Genomic DNA, 18630 nt, shown 5'->3' with positions numbered 1-18630 from the left:
TGGTGTTGGGTGGGGGGGGGGGGGGGGGTGGGGGTGGGGGGGGGGGGGGGGGGGGGGCGGGGGGGGGGGGGGGGGGGGGGGGGGGGGGCGCGGGGGGGGGGGGGGGCCCGCCCCCCCCCCCCGCCCCGGAAGTCACCGGGCCTCTTCCAAAACCGAGTTGAGGTGTCGAGGTGCAGGGCGAGGTGTGGGGGGAGCCGGCGGTTCACGTCGCCCGAGGCACGATCCAGGCGTCGCCGACATGGCAGGCTACGTGTCACAACCGGCCGGTTCGCAGCCTTGTCGGCGCCGCGGCCGGCACGCCGAAGATCGCCTGTCCTGCTTGGGGGAGACCATGTCCACAGCCACCCGTGTGCCCGCCGATCCGACGTCGAGCCACCGGGCCATCGAGAACCTGATCGCACGGTACGCCGAGCTCGTGGACGACGGCGATTTCGCGGGACTCGGCATCCTTCTCGCCGACGCCACCTTCACCGGCAGTGGCGAGCCGGTGAGCGGGCGCGACGCGATCGAGAAGATGTTCCAGGACACCCTGATCGTCTACGCCGACGGCACGCCGCGAACCCAGCACGTCACCACCAACGTTGCCGTCGAGGTCGACGAACAGGCGGGCACGGCGGTCTCGCGTTCGTACGTCACCGTGTTGCAGGCCCTGCCCGACCTGCCGCTGCAACCCATCGCCGGTGGTCGGTATCACGACCGCTTCGAGCGCAGTGGCGGGCAGTGGCGCTTCGTGGAGCGACGGGTCCGCATCAACCTGGTCGGCGATGTGAGCCGCCATCTGCGCCAGGCTGCCGCACAGCGGTAGTCCGCCCCGGGCCCGTTTCGAACCCCCACCCACAGCGGACGTCGGGCCGGTCCGGGGAGGCCACTTGTGACAGTGGGTCTCTGCGGCCTGCCCCGACAGCCGCCGGATCTCGCCACCGACCGTAGCCCCGGGTTCGGTCGGCGCCGCGCCCCGGGCACCGAAGCGCTGAGGACCGGGCGCGGAGCGCCGGGTGCACCCACCCCGCCGTCGAGGCGCCCGTCGCCCGACTCGCGGCCCTGATCCGGGTCCTGCGCCCGCTGTGGGCAGCGGTGCCGTCGTCACCCGACGGGGCTTGGCAAGCACAAGCTAGATGCTCTAGGTTTGGGCCTAGGGTAACTAGCTTCTGTTGTCCTTTCCGCACCGAGAACGCTGCATGGAGGTACCGCATGGTGCGCGTGGGGCTCACCGCTGCCCGGCTGACCGAGGCGGCCGCTGAGATGGCCGACGAGGTCGGGCTCGACAAGGTCACGCTGTCCGCGCTCGCGCGGCACTTCGGCGTCAAGGACGCGAGTCTGTACTCGCACGTGAAGAACCTGCGGGACCTGCGGGTCCGGGTCGCCCTGCTGGCTGCCGAGGAGCTGACCGACCGCATCGCGGCCGCCGTGGCCGGCCGGGCGGGCAAGGACGCACTCGTCGGTTTCGCCGACGCCTACCGCGACTACGCCCTCGAACACCCCGGCCGCTACGCGGCGACCCAGCTGCAGCTCGACCCGGAGGACGTCGCCGACTCGGTCGGCTTCCGCCGCAGCGTCGAGCTGACCTACGGCATGCTGCGCGCGTACGGCCTCACCGAGCCGGACCTGACCGACGCCGGCCGCCTGCTGCGCAGCACCTTCCACGGCTACATCCACCTGGAACTCGGCGGCGGCTTCGGACACCCCCGCGACGTACGGGAGTCCTGGGCGCGGTCGCTCGACGCGCTTCACGTGCTCCTGGAGAACTGGCCGTCCCGACACGATGGGATCAAGTGATGAACAAGCCCGACACGGTCAAGCCCGGCACCGGCACGCTCAAGGTGCCCGGCGCCACCCTGCACTACGAGAAGCGGGGCTCCGGCCCGGTCCTGCTGCTGATCCCCGGCGGCGCCGGCGACGCCGGACTGTACGAGGGCATGGCCGCGGACCTCGCCGTCCGGTACACGGTGGTGTCCTACGACCCGCGCGGCCTGTCCCGCAGTCCTCTGGACGGCCCGCTCACCGACCAGCGGGTGGAGGTCTGGAGCGACGACGCGTACCGGCTGCTCGAACTGGTCTCGCCGCACGAGCTCGCGTACGTCCTCGGCAGCAGTTCGGGCGCCATAGTCGCGCTCGACCTGCTGGCCCGACACCCCGAGCGGCTGCGCCGGGTCGTCGCACACGAGCCGCCGCTGCTGGAGGTGCTCGACGATCCCGCGCCGCACCGGGCGCTCTTCGCCGAGGTGCGGGAGGTCTTCCGCGCGGAGGGGGTCGGTGCCGCCATGGGTCGCTTCAGCGCGGGGCTGGGGGAGCGGCCGGCCGAGCGGGCGACCGAACTGCCGCCCGAGCTCAGGGAGATGGCACCTCGGATGCACGCCAACCTGCCCGTCTTCCTGGAGCACATGCTGTGCCCGTTCACGGCGACCGTGCCGGACGTCGCCGCACTGCGGCGCGTGGCGGACCGGCTGGTCCCGGCGGTGGGGCGGGACTCGCGCGGGCAGGAGCCGCTGTCCGGGCCGGCCGTGCGGCTGGCGGAGCTGCTCGGCACCGAGGTCGTGGAGTTCCCGGGCGGGCACGTCGGATGCACCGAGCATCCGAAGGAGTTCGCCGAGCTGCTGCTGGCGGTGCTCGGCTGACTCCTCGCGGCCGGGTCCCGGGCCCGGCCGCCGCGGCGCCTAGCCCCTGGCCCGGGGCGGCCGTCACGGAGCCGGCGGGACGCCCCCGAGCCGCTCGGCCAGCGCCGTCAGCGCGGCGCCGAGCGGCAGGGAGACCTTGGCCGTCGCGTAGGCGTCCCCGCGTGTCGGGCCCTGGTTGACGATCACAACGGGCTTGCCGGTCCGCGCGGCGTGCAGCACGAAGCGCAGGCCCGACATCACCGTCAGGGACGATCCGAGGACCAGCAGCGCACGCGCGGCGTCGACCAGGTCGTAGCACTGCTGGACCCGCGGCCTGGGGACGGTTTCGCCGAAGAAGACCACGTCGGGCTTGAGGACCCCGCCGCACTCCCCGCACGGTGCGATCCGGAAGGTCTCCACCAGCGCGGCGGGCAACTCGACGTCCCCGTCCGGGTTGACCTTCGAGCCGGTGCCCCGGAATGCGCCGTTCAGCGTGTGCAGACGCCGGTCGAGTTCCGCACGCCCGCTGGTGCGCCGACACCCGAGACAGATCACCCGGTCGAGACCGCCGTGCAGCTCCACCGCGTCGACGGTGCCGGCCGCACGGTGCAGCCCGTCCACGTTCTGGGTGATCACGGCCGAGACCCGGCCGGACCGCCGCAGCTCCTCGACCGCCCGGTGTCCGGCGTTGGGCTCGGCCCGGGCGATCGCCTGCCAGCCGACGTGGCTGCGCGCCCAGTACCGGCGACGGCCCTCCTCGCTCGCCACGAACTCCTGGTACGTCATCGGCCGGTGGCGGCGCAGGCTGCCGGTGGCGCCCCGGTAGTCGGGGATACCCGACTCGGTCGAGAGCCCCGCGCCGCTCAGGACCGCGACACCGCGTCCGGCCAGCAGGTGTTCGACCGCTTCCAGACCGGCGGCCGACGGCCCGGGCCCACCGGTGGCCGGCCCGCCCGGCAACGGAGGCAGATGCATGTAGCCAGGGTAGATCGCTGCCCGCCGATCGAAACGGCCCCGGAGTCCTGGCCCGGCCACCAGCGAACGGGTAACCCGCCGGTAGCCGGCAGGACTTCGTGACCGCCCCACCGGGCGCCCACCCGCGACGCGCCGGTCGCGGGCCGGCGCCCGGACCCGCCCTTCGCGCGGACGACGGGAGTCCGAGGACGGGCCCTACTCCGCCGCCCGAAGCGGCGCACCGACCTCGTGCATGTAGCGCAGCGCCTGCCGGTACGAGTCGAGCAGCGACGTCTCGGTGTACGGGATCCCGACGGCCGCGCAGTGGGCGCGGACCAGCGGCTGGGCGAGCCGCAGGTGGGGCCGTGGCATGTTGGGGAACAGGTGGTGCTCTATCTGGTAGTTGAGGCCGCCGAGCATCCAGTCGGTGAGGAACCCGCCGCGCACGTTGCGTGAGGTGAGCACCTGCCGGCGCAGGTGGCCCCAGCCTTCGCCGTCCGGGTCGGGCATCTCCATCCCCTTGTGGTTCGGGGCGAAGGTGAGGCCGAGGTGGAGGCCGAACAGGGCGTGGTGCAGCAGGGCGAAGACGAGGGCCCGGCCCGGCGAGAACACGGTCAGCAGCAGGGTGGTGTAGCCGGCCAGGTGGGCCGCCAGGAGCAGGGCCTCGACGATGCGTTCGCGCGGCGGCTGGCGCCTGAGGTCCTGGCATCCGTACACCTTCAGTGCGATGCCCTCCAGCAGCAGCATCGGGAGGAACAGCCGGGCCTGGTTGCGGGTGAGCCAGCGGGCGAAGCCCGTGCGCTGTTCGGCTTGCCGCTGGGTCCAGACGAGGGCGCCGACGCCGACGTCCGGGTCCTTGTCGACGTGGTTGGGATTGGCGTGGTGGCGGTTGTGCTTGTCGTTCCACCAGGCGTAGCTCATACCGAGGAGCAGGTTGCTGTGGAGGAGCCCGACGGCTCGCCCGGCCCGCTTGCCGCGGGTGATCTGCGCATGGCCCGCGTCGTGTCCGACGAAGGCGGTGCGGGCCCACAGGACGGCCAGCGGCAGGGCGAACAGCAGGGTCCACCAGCTGTCCCCGGCGAGCACCATGGCGGTGATCGTGCCGGTGAGGGCGGTGAGGTCGACGGCCGTGCCGGCCGCGTACCAGCCGATGCGGCGGTCGAGCAGTCCCTGGTCCCTGACCGCCTTCAGGAGCGGTGCGAACTCGCTGCCCGTGCGGGGTCCGGCGGTGGGGTTGAGGGTCGTGCTGACAGATGGCATGGCGTCTCCGGCCGGTCGTCGTCCCCCGCAGTGACCTGCGCTGACCTCATGAAACCTACGGAGTCGCGACCTGTGGCGACCATGACGCCACCACCCCTCACCGGCAGGGGGGCTACCCCCCGGTCGGCGCTGGTGCCAGCCCCCAGCCCCCGGCTTCCAACGGGGCGGTCGGGCGGTCGGCGTCACGGACCGGCGTCACGGACCGGCGACACGGGCAGGGCCCCTCGCTCGGGCGGAGGTCCCCCCGGCGAGGCGCCGGAACTCGTCGGGGGAACGCGGATAGCTTTCGGACCTGGCACTTCCCCGAGGAGACCGATGCCTTCGAACCGAGACGTGACGGGGACGACCGCCGGGCGGGTGCTGCGGGTCTGGAGGATCTGGATGCTGCCCGCGGTCATCACCGGGGTGCTGGCCGTGCTGCTCTCGCTGGTCTACATGGGCGGCATCCTCGATCCGCGCGGCAACCTGCGCCGGATGCCGATCGGACTGGTCAACTCCGACCAGGGCGCCGTCCTGGCGGGCCGGCAGGTGAACCTGGGTGCCCAGCTGACCGGCGGGATCGCCGGTGCGCCGGACCCGCAGCACCAGGTCTCCTGGCGGGTGCTGGACGAGGCCGGCGCCATGGACGGGCTGGCCTCGGGCAGGCTGTACGGGGTGCTGGCGGTGCCGCGGGACTTCTCCGCCGCCGTGGCCGCGCTGGGGACGTCCGGGCAGCAGGCGCCGGCCCGGCCGACCATGACGGTGCTGACCAACCCCGGGGCCGGCAGCCTGGCCTCGTCGCTGGCCACCTCGATCGCCCAGCAGGCGGCGCACGCGGCCTCGGCCCGGCTGGGCCGCTCGCTCACCGACCGCCTGCAGGCCCAGGGCGGCCGCGCGACCGGCGCCGAGCGGCTGCTGCTCGCCGACCCGGTCACGGTCACGGTGGCCGTCGGCCATCCGATCGGCACGTACAGCGGTCTGGGGCTGACCGCCTTCTACTACACGCTGCTGCTGGTCCTGCTCGGTTTCCTCGGCGGCAACGTGATCAACAACAGCGTCGACGTCGCCCTCGGTTACGCGGCCAGCGAGATCGGGCCGCTTCGCAGGCAGCTGCCCACGGTGCACATCTCCCGCACCCACACGTTCATGGTCACGTCCGCGATGTCGGTCGGGATCTCCGTGCTGACGTCCAGTCTGATCATGCTCGCCACCGTCGCGATCCTGGACATGGACGCCTCCCACCTCCTGCTGCTCTGGGTCTTCTCGGTCTGCGCCTCGGCCACGGTCGGGATCGGCGTCCAGGCCCTGAACGCCGCGTTCGGCGGGATCGGGCAGCTGGTCGGCATGTTCGTGTTCATCGCCCTGTCGCTGCCGTCGTCCGGTGCCACCATCCCGTTGCAGGCGCTGCCCGCCTTCTACCGCGTACTGTCCTATTTCGAGCCCATGCGCCAGCTGACCGACGGCGTCCGGGCGATCCTGTACTTCGACGCCAGGGCCGACGCCGGGCTCACCCGGGCCTGGGTCATGATGGCCGTCGGCCTGGTGGCCGCCCTGCTCTTCGGCTTCGCCATGACCGGGTACTACGACCGCAAGGGTCTGCACCGCATCCTGCCCGAGCACGCCAGGACGCCTGCGGAGGACGGTGGGTGACCAGTCGTCAGGCCAGGTCCAGCAGCTGCTCGTAGAAGCCCCCGAAGCCGCGTTCCCGGTCGACGAGGTGGAGCTCCAGGATCCAGTGGCAGCGCCGGCCCGTGCGGTCGGTCCGGCGCAGCGGGGTGTCGTTCTCGGGGGCGATGTAGGACTCGGCCTTGGCGCCGTCGTTGGTCTCGTGCGGGAACTCGCCGACGAGGTGGCCGGTGTGCCAGATGCCGATGGTCCAGCCCGCCTCGGCGGCCAGGCGTTCGACCTCGGTGTACAGCCGCCTTCCGGTGATGTCCGGGTCGGCGGCGAACGCGGCGCGCCCGGCGTCGAAGATCCTCGGCAGGTCGTGCAGCAGCCGGTGCTTGTCAGGGTCGTCGCCGAAGACGTAGGTGCGGCCGAAGTCCGCCTCGTACTCCTCGAAGATCGGGCCGAAGTCGGCGAAGGCGACGTCGTCGGCGCCGATGATCCGGTCCGGCGGGTTGTCCTTGTACGGGGCGAGGGTGTTGGGTCCGGAGCGGATGATCCGCTTGTGCCAGTGCTTGGTGGTGCCGAACATCTCGTTGGCGAGGTCCCGGATCCTGTCGCTCACCTCCCGCTCCCCGGCGCCGGGTGCGACCAGCCCTCGTGCCTCGACCTCGGCGAACAGGGCGACCGCCTTCTCCTGCGCCGCCACCAGCCCCTCGGCGCGCCGGTCCTCGTGCGGCCCGGTCGGGTCAACGGTCATGTCGGATCCCCTCGTTCGTTCTGATGCGGTGCTGCCACCCCGCCCCCTCGATCACCTCCATATCTTGCATATGCGATGAATAATTGCCAATTCGATTGGCATCTACGGCTTGAAAGCTGCCATTGGCCTTGTATGTCCGGAATGCAGGGGCAGGGGCAGGGCGCCGTGTGCCGGACGGGACGGCGCCCGGCACCCGGAGGGCGGGTGTCGGGCGCCGGTGTCGTCAGGCGGCTCGTTCGGCCCGTTCGGCCCGTTCGGCCCGCGCTCGGCGGGGTCGTCGTGCTGCGGCCGGTCGGCCCTGTGGGCTCACGCCTCCAGCGGGTCCTCCAGCTGGGCCTCCAACTGCGCCTCCACGGCGGCCCGGACGGCTTCCGTGACGGCGTCGAGCAGGATCGTGCAGGCCGTCTCGACGGTCTCGGCGGTGACGTTGAGCGGCGGCATGAGCCGGACCACGCAGTCGTCGCGGCCGCCGACCTCGACGATGAGGCCGCGTCGGAGCGCTCCGGCCTGGACCCTGGCGGCGAGCGGGCCCGCGGGGCGGCCGTCCAGGGGGTCGGCGAACTCGATGCCCCACATCAGACCGCGTCCGCGCACCTCGGCCACCCACGGCTCGTCCCGCAGGGTCGAGAGCCGCTCCGCGATCTGCTCGCCGCGCCGGGCGACGTTGCCGAGGACGTCGTCCCGGCGGATGATCCGGATGGCCTCCACCCCTGCGGCGAAGGCGAGTTGGTTGCCCCGGAAGGTGCCGGTGTGCGCACCCGGCGCCCAGGTGTCCAGTTTCTCGTCGTACATGATGATCGCGACCGGCGCGCCGATGCCGCTCAGCGCCTTGGAGGCCACGATGACATCGGGGTCGATGCCGTAGTCCTCGAACGCGAACCAGGTCCCGGTGCGGCCGCAGCCGGTCTGCACCTCGTCGACCACCAGGGGGATGCCGAGGTCCCGGGTCAGCGCGCGGATCCGCTGGACGAACTCCCTGCGGCCGGGGATGATGCCGCCCTCGCCCTGGACCATCTCCATGATCACCGCGGCGGGGAGCGGCACCCCGCCGTTGCCGTCGGTCAGCGCCCGTTCGAGGTACTCGACGCAGTTGGTGGTGCAGCTGTCGGGTGTCAGCCCGAGCGGGCACCTGGCGCAGTAGGAGTACGGGAAGAAGTGGACCCCGGGCACTCCGTTGGCGACGGGACGTTTCTGCGAGACCAGTCCGGTCAGCGCCATGGCCGCGTGGCTGCTGCCGTGGAAACCGCCCTGGAAGGAGACGATCTCGCCGCGGCCGGTCGCGGTCTTGCAGAGCTTGATCGCGGCATCGACGGCGTTGGCTCCGGTCGGGCCGCAGAAGTGGATCTTCATCCGGTCCCGCAGGTGCGGTGCCAGCATGGACAGCTGGGCCTCGACGAAGGCGTCCTTCGCCGGGGTCGGGAAGTCGAGGCCGTGGGTGAGCACACCGAGTTGGGCGGTCACGGCCGCCACCAGCTCGGGGTGGTTGTGCCCGAGTGAGAGCACGCCCGCCCCGGCGAGGAAGTCGATGAAGACGTTGCCGTCCACGTCCCGGACCAGGCTGCCGGACGCCTCCGCGATGGCGATCGGCAGCCGCCTGGGGTAGCTGCGGGCGTTGGACTCGCGCTGCTGCTGGCGGGTCAGGTACTCGGCGGAGCAGGGGCCGGGCAGGTCGCCCTCGACCCGGGGGCCGGTCCACCTGCCGAGGGTGTCGAGCGGGGTCAGGTCGAGCGAGGTCATCTGTTGCCTCCAGAGGGGGTGGGACGCGGGGCCGGGCCGTGCGGAGAGCGCGGTCACGGGGTCGGCAGGGACGGGGTCGGCAGAGGGACGGGTCGGCGGGGGCGGGGACGGGGTCGGCGGGACGGTTTCAGCACGGGCGGGCGGGGATGCCGCGCCACCGCGTGTGCGGGGGAAGGCGTTCGCCCTTCATGACCAGCGACAGCCCGTCCAGCGAGGTGCCCGCGCCGACCTCGGCGTCGTACAGCACGACGCACCGCAGGCCGACCGAGCCGGCCTCGCCGACCCTGACCCTGGACATCTTCATGACCCGGTCCTCGAAGAGGTGGGTCTGCAGGGAGGTGAACTCCCCGACGGCCGCGTCGTCGGCCACCTCGACGAGGTCGAACTCGGTCAGGTAGGTCGTGTTGAGCCAGACCCGCCGGCCGATCCTCGCCCCGAACAGCCGCATCACCCAGGCCATCAGCGGCGTGCCGGTGAGGGAGCCGAGCAGTCCGGGCACCACCAGGCCCTCGAACAGGCCGGTGATGAGCTCGGTCCGCCGCACCCAGATGCCCCAGAGCGGCTCGACCCGCGGCCGGTAGCGGCCGATGACCAGCCACTTGAGCAGCACGACGACCAGCGTGGCGAGCACCCCGGCCCCCAGCAGCAGGGCCGGACCGAGCAGCAGGACCAGCAGCGCCGAGCCCGACCTGGCCAGTCGGATCCCGGTGTAGAGGGCCAGCAGCGCACAGGCCAGGCCGATGGTCGAGGGCAGGGTCACCCGGAGGTACTCGATGGCCAGCCGCGCGGTGATCAGTCCCGGGGTCGGTTCGAAGGTGTACTTGGCGGGGAAGTGCTGGCTCTCCTCGCGGCGCGGCAGGAAGAGGGCCGGCGAGCCCAGCCAGGTCGTCTCGGGGCCGATCGGCCTGGCCGGCGCCACCGAGTGCACGCCGAGCAGGCTGTTGTCCCCCATCCGGCAGGAGCCGGGCAGCAGCGCGCCGTTGCCGACGAAGCTGCGCCGGCCGACCTCGGCCGGTGCCAGCGCGATCCGGCCCCGGTGGAAGACCGCCGGCGCCACCACGCTGACGTCCGCGACGAAGCTGCGCTCGCCGATGACGAGCATGTCCGGATCGACGAAGCTGACCGTCGCCACCTCGGACCAGCGCCCGGTGCGGGCACCGAGCAGCCGCAGGAACGGCACCAGGTAGAGCGTGGAGTAGAGCGAGTGGGTCATCGTCAGGCTGGTGGTCATCAGGCCGTCGGCGATCCACTTGCGGACCCCGAAGGCGGTCCGTTCGGCATGGATGCCCGCCCGCGCCCTCGGCAGCACCGCCCGCTTGACCAGCACGATCAGGACGCAGGCGGTGGTGACCAGCACCGGCCCGGCCACCAGGGTGGACAGCAGCGCCCACCCGAAGCCGTACCACCAGGCCACCAGGGCGACGACCGCCGAACCGGTGGCGAGGATCGCCAGCGGCACCAGGACCAGCAGCAGTGCCCCCACGGTGAAGCCGGCCAGGACCCGCACCGGCCACGGACGGCTGTCGGGCCGTTCGGCCATGGACTGGAGCACGGCCGGGGCGGCCTCCTGCGGGGTGGCCGGCGAGCCCGACCAGTGCTCACCCGTCGGCACCACGCAGTCCGCGGGGATCAGCGACTGCTCCCCGACGGAGGCGTCGCGCCCGATCACGGCACCGGGCAGGACCACGCTGTTGGTCCCCAGGAAGGCCCGGTCGCCGAGCCGTACCGGAGCCAGCCTCAGCCAGCCGCCCTCGACCGCGTACGACTGCACGCGCGCGCCGTAGCCGACGCTCGCCTCGTCGCCGAGCTGCACGAAGGACGGGAGCCCGAAGGGGGAGGAGATGTGGCAGCCGCGTCCGATCCGGGCGCCGAGCAGCCGCAGGAAGGGCGCCAGCAGGGGAGAGCCGGCCAGCAGCCCGACCGGCGTCATCGCGAGCATCCTGGTGTACAGCCAGAACCGCAGGTACGTGACGCCCCAGAGCGGGTACCAGCCCGGCCGGACACCGGCCAGCAGCATCCGGCAGCCGATCGCCGGGATCAGCAGCAGGTCCAGGAGCGTCCAGACGAGCTCCAGCGGCACGAACTCGGAGTACCGCAGGTGCGAGAGCACACCGAGCGGTCCGTGCCCGCCCAGCCCGACCACGGGGACGTCCCAGGTGACCAGCAGGCGGTACAGCACCACCAGCGCCGGCAGGCCGAACACCAGCAGCCACCCGTACAGCGCGGCGACCTGGGCCACGCCGCAGGCGGCCACCCGGACGGAGGAGTGCCGACGCGGCGGCGGCCCCGCGGGCCGTTCCCGTGCGGCGGCGGGTACGGCCGCGCTCCCGACGAACGTCGCCAGCGAGCGCACCGTCGGGTGGGCGTACAGGTCCGCCATCGCCAGCCGTTCGAAGTCCGACAGGCGGCGCAGCCGGGACATCAGCCGCGCCGCGGCCATGGAGTGGCCGCCCAGGTCGCAGAAGAAGTCGTCCTCGACGGAGAGCTCCCGGCCGCCGAGCACCTCCTGCCACACCGCCGCCAGCCGCTGCTCCAGCGGTGTGGCGGGGGCGGTGTGCGGCCGGGCCCGCCTGGCTAGGGGGGCCGACACGGGGGCGGGGAGAGCCTTGCGGTCCACCTTGTCCGCCGCCAGCAGCGGGAACTCCGGCAGCACCTCGACGAAGGAGGGGATCATGTAGTCGGGAAGCCTGCGCCGCAGCGAGCCGTGCAGGCGTTCGCGCAGCTCGTCGTCGCCCTCCTTCGTACGGTCGGTCAGCGTGACGTATCCGATCAGGTCCTGGACGACCCCGTCCTGTTCCCTCGGGGTGACCACCGCGTTCTCCACCGCCGGGTCTTCGCGCAGCAGCTCCTCGATCTCCGCCAGCTCGATCCGGTAGCCGCGGATCTTGACCTGGGTGTCGATCCGGCCCAGGAACTCGATCTCGCCGCCCGGGTTGAGGCGGCCCAGGTCGCCGGTGCGGTAGATCCGCGGGTTCTCGGCCCGGTCGGGCTCCACCGGGTTGCGCACGAAACGCTCGGCGGTGAGCTCCGGTCGGTTGACGTAGCCGATCGCCACGCCGGGACCGCCGATGCAGATCTCGCCGCTCTCGCCGTCGGGGACTTGGTGTAACTGCTCGTCGAGGATGTAGACGCGGTAGGTGGGCAGCGGCGTGCCGATGGTCACCGGCCGCCGGGGCGACAGTTCGGTCCAGGTCGCGGTGACCGTCGACTCGGTGGGGCCGTACACGTTGAGGATCCGGCGGCCCTCCCGGGACCAGCGGCGCACCAGGTCGGGCGGGCAGGCCTCGCCGCTCACCAGCAGGCTGCGCAGCGCGGGGAGTTCGGCCTCGATGGTGGTCAGCAGGGTCGGCACGCAGCACAGCACCGTGATCGCCTGTTCGGCGAGGAAGGCGGCCAGCCCCTCGCCGACCCGCCGGTCGTCGGTCGGCCCGGCCACCAGCGTCGCGCCCGAGACCCAGGCCGGCCAGATCTCCTCGACCGAGAAGTCGAAGGCGATCGACAGCCCCTGGTAGACCCGGTCCTCCTCGCCGACCCGGTAGATCGGGGCGACGACCCGCAGGAAGTTGACGATGTTGGCGTGCGAGACGGCCACGCCCTTGGGCCGTCCGGTGGTGCCGGAGGTGTAGATCACGTAGCACAGCGACGACGGGTCGACGTCGACCGTCGGCCGGTCGTCCGCAAGCCGTGCCGACTCCGGCAGCGGGAGGTCGAGTTCGAGGACCGGGCAGGGGAGCCCGGCCGTCCGGTCGCGCAGTGCGGACGTCGTGAGCAGATCGCACAGTCCGGCGTCGCGGGCGATGAAGTCCACCCGGTCGGCCGGGAACGACGGGTCGAGCGGGACGTAGGCCGCGCCGGACTTCATCACCGCGAGCAGCGCGACGTAGATCTCCGGCGATCGTTCGAGCAGGATCCCGACGGTCCGGCCCTCCGCCGCGCCCCGCTGTCTCAGCAGGCGGGCCAACCGGTTCGCCCGGCGGTCGAGTTCGGCGTACGTCAGGCGGTCCGGCCCGCAGCTGACCGCCGTGTTCTGCGGGACCCGGTCGCAGGTCCGCTCGAAGTACTGGACCAGCCGCCGGGCCTCCGGCAGTGCCCAGAGGTGCGAGGGCGGTGAGGCCTCCGCGCCGTCCCTGGGCGCTGCGGCGGGCGCGGCGGCCCTCGCAGTCGATTCCACCCGTGGCAAAGCTCCTCCTGGCCAGTAGGCAAAAGAATTTGCGAAGGTCCGCTGGAAATCCTTCGGACAATACATACCGCCAAGCGGCCGCCGCCGTGCAATGGGCACGGGCGGTTTCACCGTCCAGGCGGCCGGGAATCGGGCTCGAACGACCCGAACGAGGTTGGCAGTCAAGCGAGTTCGGCGAAGCGGGACTGGTCGTCACCCGTTCGGCGGTACGCCGGTCGGGGAGAGTGCCTCCGCCGTATTCTCGGGCTTCTCATATTCGGACCTGCGGTCTGTTCGATGGGTGTCGTGCGTATGACTGGATATTGCGACGGAAAGGCGGGCGGCGCACATGCATTCGCCGGGAGGCGGCGCCGCCGGAACACCTCGATGGCGTAACGGAATCCCGCCGCGCTCCGGTGTCCGGCGGTGCCTTCCGGTGTCCGGCGGTGCCTTCCGGTGTCCGGCGGGGAACCGAGGTGCGGACGGGCGGTTCCGCGGCGCGTGGTGCAGGCTGCTGACGACGGACTCCGAAAGGCGGTCACGAGCGTGAGCGATACACCCACCGAAGAGCGCGGCGGCAAGCTGCCGCTGTCGGGCTGCAAGGCGCTGGTGACCGGCGCGTCCAGCGGGATCGGGGCGGCCACCGCCCTGGCGCTGGCCAGGCAGGGCGCCGCGGTGGCGCTGGTCGCCCGCCGGGCCGAGCGGCTGGCGGAGCTGGCCGCCGCGATCCGCGAGGTCGGCGGCAGCTCCGTCGAGCTCACCGCCGACCTGCTCGACACGGGACAGGCCCGCCAGGCCGTCGAGGACGCCGCGCACCGGCTCGGAGGCCTGGACGCGCTGGTGAACAACGCCGGCTACGCGGCGCTGGACACCGTGGAGGACGGCGATCCGAAGGACTGGGACCGGATGGTCGACCTCAACCTCAAGGCCGTCCTGCACACCTCGCACGCGGCCCTGCCGCACCTGCTGCGCGCGGCGGCGGACGGACCGCGCGGTGTCGCCGACCTGGTGACCGTCAGCTCGGTCGCGGGCCGGGTGTCCCGCCGGGGCATCAGCGTCTACTCGGCGACCAAGCACGCGGTCGGCGCGTTCAGCGAGGGGCTGCGCCAGGAGGTCACCGGGCGGGGCGTCCGGGTCGGTCTGGTCGAGCCGGGCGCGACCGCGACCGAGATGACGGCGGGCAGCACGGTCGCCACCGTCCTCGATCTGCCGCCGGACAGCTGGCTGCAGGCCGAGGACATCGCCCGCGCCATCGTCTTCATGGTCACCCAGCCCGCGCACGCGACGGTCAGCGAGATCATGGTGCGCCCGACGGCCCAGGACCACTGACGGCGTCCGGTTGCCGCCGCACCCGTGCCGGTGGGCGCTTCGCCGCTCAGCCGGCTGCCGGCACGGGTGCGGGGGCAAGAGTGCGGACAGTCCTGATTCTCGTTGGACAGAGGCGCTTTCCGCGCCGCCGATCACCTGTCCGGCAGTCAGTTCGGCGAGAGCGCGGGGCTGGTAGCGCTGTCGGGGATCCGTCGCCGAGGTGGTGGGGAGGGATGGCCGACCGCCGGCAGCACCGATAGCGTAACCGCGTGAATCAGGATGAACGGCTACGTCACGCCTCGTCGTTCGGCGCGGCGGCGGCCGCATACGCCGAGCACCGTCCGGACTACGCGCAGGCCGCGGTGCGTTGGGCGCTCGAACCGGCACCCGGCCCGCGCGTGCTCGACCTGGGTGCCGGAACCGGCAAGCTGACCGCCACGCTGGTCGCGCTGGGTGCCGACGTCATCGTGGTCGAGCCCGACCCGGCGATGCTGACCGAGCTACGCCGCTCACTGCCGGCCGTCCGCGCCCTGCCGGGCAGTGCCGAAGCGATACCGCTGCCGGACGCTTCCGTCGATGCCGTGCTGGCCGGCAACGCCATGCACTGGTTCGACATGGCCGTCGCGGGACCCGAGATCGCCAGGGTCCTCGCACCCGGGGGCATCCTGGCCGGTCTGTGGAACGTCATGGACGACCACGTCGAGTGGGTTGCCGGGCTCGCGCGGGTCGGCGGGAGTGCGGCCGTCGGCCCGCGTGACACGCCCGCCGGCTGGCGCGCCGAGACGGCCGGCGCACACCTTCCGAAGACCGGCGTGGCCGCCCGGTTCGGCTCGCCGGAGCAGGTCGAGTTCCCGCACGGGCAGCGCCGCACCGCCGACTCCCTCGTCGCGACCATCGCGACGCGCGCGGGGGTGCTGGTCATGCCGGAACGGCAACAGGAGGCCATGCTGGGCCGGATCCGCGCGTTCCTCGCCGGCAGACCGGAGACCGCCCACGGCGAGTTCACCCTTCCGATGCTGACCGGCGTGCTGCGCGTCCGGCGGTTGTGAAGCACCACATCGCCTCCCGGGCCCGGTGGCAGTGTCCGTTCCCGTGCCTGCGGTGGCAGCCGAGGCCGCTTCGGGCTCCCGGAGCGGAGCCGCGAGTGCGACAGGGCAGGGGAGTGAGGTCGACATGACGGAGTCGGTTCCCGGGGCCGCAGCGGTCACCTCGGCTGATGTGGCGCGAGCCCGGGCCGAGCTGGTGCCGAGCCTCCCGGCTCCGCTGGTGGCGCTGTGGCGGGTGACGGACGGCCTGATGACTGATGCCGGTGTGACCGTGTACTCGGCCGGGTGCATCGGCGAACGCAACACCACCTACGAAGTCGCGCAGTACGCACCGGGTTTCGTCCTCGTCGGCGACGACAGTGGTGGCCGCGGGTTCCTCCTGCGCGCCGACGATCCGGGTTCCGCCGTGTTCTCCTCGGACCTGGGCGATCTGGGCCCGGAGGACTTCGACGTCGAGTCCGTGGACTTCGCGTCCTGGATCGAATCGCTCTCGCCCTCGCTGTCCGGTGTGTCCGCGACACGGCCCACCGGCCCCGCTTGTCCCACTGGTGTCACCAAAGACGCTGCCACCAGGGCAGATCCCGAGCGAGCCACCGCCACCGCCGAGCCGTGGCACCAGCATGATCACGATCCACGGCCGGAGTAGTTAGACTCGGTCCGTGATCTTCATTGTGGTGAAATTCCAGGTCAAGCCCGAACACGCCGACTCATGGCTGTCCCACGTCGACGCCTTCACCCGGGCCACCCGCGCCGAGCCCGGCAACCTGTGGTTCGAGTGGTCGCGCAGTGCCGAGGAGCCCGACACCTATGTGCTCGTCGAGGCGTTCCAGGACGGCGCGGGCGAGGCGCACGTGAACTCGGACCACTTCCGGGCGGCCATGGAGACGATGCGTCCGCTGGTTCAGCGGGCGCCGCAGATCGTGAGTACCACGATCGAGGGCGCCACCGGCTGGAGCCGGATGGGCGAGCTCGGGATCGACTGACGACCGACCGACCGACCGACGGAATGGAACGGAGCGGGGCGGTGGCGGCCGGTGGGGCCGCCGCCGCCCCGTCGGTTCACTGCCGCAGGTTCACTGCCGCAGACCGTAGACCGCACTCCGAGGGGTCGGTCAAGCGACCGGGCGGAGTTGACGGCGGTACTGGCCGGGCGGCAGGCCGTGGGCGCGTTTGAAGGCCTTGGCGAACGCGAACTCCGAGCCGTAGCCGACCTGTTCGCCGACCGAGCCGATCGAGGTGTCGGACTGGCGCAGTAGGGTGGCGGCCGTGGTCATCCGCCAGCGCGTCAGGTACGCCAGCGGGGGCTCGCCCACCAGTGCGGTGAAACGGCGGGCGAAGGCGGCCCGGGAGAGGCCGACGCTCTCGCCGAGGTCCTCGACCGTCCAGCGGCGCCCCGGCGCGCTGTGGATCGCCCGCAGGGCGGGCGCGATGGCGGGGTCGGTCAGCGCGGCGGCCCAGCCCGCGGTGGCGTCGGCCGGCTGGTCGTCGTACCAGGCGCGCAGGATGTAGAGCAGCAGCAGGTCGATCAGCTCGGCGACGATCCCCTCCGAGCCGGGCCGGGGCTGCTCCAACTCCGCGCCGAGCATGTCGATCGCGGAGCGCAGCGCCGGGTGGCGGCCGCGGTGCGGGGACAGGTGGATCACGTCGGGTAGGTCGGCGATCAGCGGGTGGGGCTGCTCCCGGTCGAGCTGGTAGGCGCCGCAGAGCAGGGACGTCCGGGCGCCGGGGCCGTCCACCGTGATCTGTCCGATGGGGGAGGAGGGATCGGCCCGCACCGGGGCGAACTCGACCACGGGTGAACCGGGGACGTCGGTCAGCACGTGCTCCGCGCCGTCGCGCAGGAACACGATGTCGCCCGGGCTCAGCGCCGTCGACGTGCCGTCGGGTGTGACGAGCCAGCAGGTGCCCGACATCACCACGTGGAAGCCGGTGCCCTTGCCCTCGGGAAAGCGCAGGCCCCAGGGGGCCCGGCACTCGGTGCGGGCGGAACGCGGTCGGCCGGTCCGCATGGAGGCGACCACCTCGGTGAGGATGTCCATGCGACGAGTCTAGAGCCATGGCGTACGGATGGCGAGACGATGAGACAGTAAATAGAGCGTCCTGGCCATTCATCGTCTCGATCCGGCTCCCTATCGTTAAGTCCAGAAGCGGTCGGCAGCAGCCGGACCGCAGCCGGAAGGAGCAACCAGTCATGCGAGTCGTCACCCAGCGGTCCTTCGGCGCCCCCGAGGTCCTCCACGTGACCGAGGCGCCGAAGCCCGAGCCGCTGCCCACCGAGGTCCTGGTCCGGGTGCACGCGAGCGGGGTGAACCCGGTCGACGCGTACGTCCGGGCGGGCGCGTTCCCGCTCCTCGGCGAGCCGCCGTTCGTGCTCGGCTGGGACGTCTCCGGTGTGGTCGAGGCGGTGGTGCCCGGGGTCAGCCGGTTCGCCGTCGGCGACGAGGTTTACGGCATGCCGTTCTTCCCCCGGGCGGCCGGCGGGTACGGCGAGTACGTCGCGGCCCCCTCGCTCCAGTTCGCCCGCAAGCCCAAGGGACTGGACCACGTGCAGGCCGCCGCGCTGCCGCTGGCCGGACTGACGGCCTGGCAGGGACTGGTGGACGCCGCCAAGCTGACGGAGGGCCAGCGGGTGCTGATCCACGCCGGCGGCGGCGGGGTGGGCCACCTCGCGGTGCAGATCGCCAAGGCGCGCGGCGCCGAGGTCCACACCACGGCCAGTGCGGCCAAGCGCGACTTCGTCCGCGAGCTCGGCGCCGACCATGTGCTCGACTACCGGACCACCGACTTCGCCGAGGAACTCCGCGACCTGGACGTCGTCCTCGACACCATCGGCAACGGCTACGGGGAGCGCTCGCTGCGCACCCTGCGCCCCGGCGGCGTGCTGGTCACCATCGTGCAGCGAGCCGACGCCGAACTCGCCGCCCGCACCGCCGCGGAGGGCAGGCGCTTCGCCGGCGTCACGGTGGAGCCCGACCACGTCGGCCTGGAGGCGCTGACCGAGCTGGTCGAGAGCGGCCGCCTGCAGCCGTACGTCGAGCACGTGCTGCCGCTGGAGCAGGCCGCCAAGGCGCACGCACTGATCGAATCGGGCCGCACCCAGGGCAAGATCGTGCTGACCGTCTGACCCGAGCCGCCGAAGCACCGCCTTCGCCGGGTGCGCCGCTCGCGTCGGATGCCACCGACGTTCGAGGTGCACACGCTGCCGGGGGCGGGCCTCGGATCGGGCTT

General features: G+C 72.5%; 15 protein-coding genes. 9 read left to right on the top strand and 6 right to left on the bottom strand.

Translation table 11 applies throughout. The features are described from left to right. The first annotated feature begins 331 nt into the window (after window positions 1-331). The 3 genes from ACFC1R_RS06970 (at window position 332) to ACFC1R_RS06960 (ending at window position 2615) form a co-directional block, all read left to right on the top strand. A complete protein-coding gene (locus tag ACFC1R_RS06970; protein WP_375933968.1) occupies window positions 332-805 on the top strand; it encodes a nuclear transport factor 2 family protein in 474 nt (157 codons plus the stop codon). Window positions 806-1191: 386 nt separating this feature from the next. Continuing rightward, window positions 1192-1776, top strand: a complete 585-nt coding sequence (locus tag ACFC1R_RS06965) for a TetR/AcrR family transcriptional regulator (protein WP_375933956.1) — start codon at window positions 1192-1194, stop codon at window positions 1774-1776. Beyond that, window positions 1776-2615, top strand: coding sequence for an alpha/beta fold hydrolase (locus ACFC1R_RS06960; RefSeq protein WP_375933953.1), 840 nt, complete (start codon window positions 1776-1778; stop codon window positions 2613-2615). The genes ACFC1R_RS06965 and ACFC1R_RS06960 overlap by 1 nt, the downstream gene beginning before the upstream one ends. 63 nt (window positions 2616-2678) lie before the next feature. Here the strand turns inward: ACFC1R_RS06960 and ACFC1R_RS06955 are convergent, their stop codons facing one another. Beyond that, window positions 2679-3569 (bottom strand): NAD-dependent protein deacetylase, encoded by an 891-nt coding sequence (locus ACFC1R_RS06955; RefSeq protein WP_375933950.1) that lies wholly within the window; start codon window positions 3567-3569, stop codon window positions 2679-2681. A 195-nt stretch (window positions 3570-3764) separates the two neighbouring features. After that, on the bottom strand, window positions 3765-4808 hold the full coding sequence (locus ACFC1R_RS06950; protein ID WP_375933947.1) for a fatty acid desaturase family protein: 1044 nt from the start codon (window positions 4806-4808) through the stop codon (window positions 3765-3767). A gap of 315 nt (window positions 4809-5123) precedes the next feature. Between ACFC1R_RS06950 and ACFC1R_RS06945 the strand changes: the two genes are divergently transcribed. Next, window positions 5124-6437 (top strand): YhgE/Pip domain-containing protein, encoded by a 1314-nt coding sequence (locus ACFC1R_RS06945; protein WP_375933944.1) that lies wholly within the window; start codon window positions 5124-5126, stop codon window positions 6435-6437. Between the two features lie 7 nt (window positions 6438-6444). On the opposite strand, the gene ACFC1R_RS06940 is transcribed toward ACFC1R_RS06945, so the two are convergent. The 3 genes from ACFC1R_RS06940 to ACFC1R_RS06930 all read right to left on the bottom strand — a co-directional run bounded on the left by ACFC1R_RS06940 (window position 6445) and on the right by ACFC1R_RS06930 (window position 13060). Continuing rightward, window positions 6445-7152 (bottom strand): M24 family metallopeptidase, encoded by a 708-nt coding sequence (locus tag ACFC1R_RS06940; RefSeq protein ID WP_375933941.1) that lies wholly within the window; start codon window positions 7150-7152, stop codon window positions 6445-6447. A 306-nt stretch (window positions 7153-7458) separates the two neighbouring features. Then, entirely contained in the window at window positions 7459-8889 is a 1431-nt protein-coding gene (locus ACFC1R_RS06935) for a diaminobutyrate--2-oxoglutarate transaminase family protein (protein ID WP_375933938.1), read from the bottom strand. 127 nt (window positions 8890-9016) lie between these two features. After that, entirely contained in the window at window positions 9017-13060 is a 4044-nt protein-coding gene (locus ACFC1R_RS06930; protein ID WP_375933935.1) for a Pls/PosA family non-ribosomal peptide synthetase, read from the bottom strand. Window positions 13061-13594: 534 nt separating this feature from the next. Here ACFC1R_RS06930 and ACFC1R_RS06925 point away from each other — a divergent pair. The 4 genes from ACFC1R_RS06925 to ACFC1R_RS06910 all read left to right on the top strand — a co-directional run bounded on the left by ACFC1R_RS06925 (window position 13595) and on the right by ACFC1R_RS06910 (window position 16385). Continuing rightward, window positions 13595-14377 (top strand): SDR family NAD(P)-dependent oxidoreductase, encoded by a 783-nt coding sequence (locus ACFC1R_RS06925; RefSeq protein WP_375933932.1) that lies wholly within the window; start codon window positions 13595-13597, stop codon window positions 14375-14377. 248 nt (window positions 14378-14625) lie between these two features. After that, window positions 14626-15405, top strand: a complete 780-nt coding sequence (locus ACFC1R_RS06920; RefSeq protein WP_375933929.1) for a class I SAM-dependent methyltransferase — start codon at window positions 14626-14628, stop codon at window positions 15403-15405. Between the two features lie 124 nt (window positions 15406-15529). Then, window positions 15530-16048, top strand: a complete 519-nt coding sequence (locus ACFC1R_RS06915) for an SMI1/KNR4 family protein (protein WP_375933926.1) — start codon at window positions 15530-15532, stop codon at window positions 16046-16048. Between the two features lie 13 nt (window positions 16049-16061). After that, complete coding sequence (locus tag ACFC1R_RS06910; protein WP_375933923.1) at window positions 16062-16385, top strand: putative quinol monooxygenase; 324 nt, start codon at window positions 16062-16064, stop codon at window positions 16383-16385. Window positions 16386-16514: 129 nt separating this feature from the next. Here the strand turns inward: ACFC1R_RS06910 and ACFC1R_RS06905 are convergent, their stop codons facing one another. Then, window positions 16515-17441, bottom strand: coding sequence for an AraC family transcriptional regulator (locus ACFC1R_RS06905; RefSeq protein WP_375933920.1), 927 nt, complete (start codon window positions 17439-17441; stop codon window positions 16515-16517). 152 nt (window positions 17442-17593) lie between these two features. On the opposite strand from ACFC1R_RS06905, the gene ACFC1R_RS06900 reads away from it, so the two are divergent. Next, window positions 17594-18526: an NADP-dependent oxidoreductase gene (locus tag ACFC1R_RS06900; RefSeq protein ID WP_375933917.1), complete on the top strand. Its 933-nt coding sequence runs from the start codon at window positions 17594-17596 to the stop codon at window positions 18524-18526. Window positions 18527-18630 lie beyond the last annotated feature (104 nt).

The organism is Kitasatospora sp. NPDC056138, from assembly GCF_042264695.1.
GTDB lineage: Bacteria > Actinomycetota > Actinomycetes > Streptomycetales > Streptomycetaceae > Kitasatospora.
Note: the sequence above shows the minus strand (reverse complement) of the source record. Positions and strands in the feature narration are given on the sequence as shown.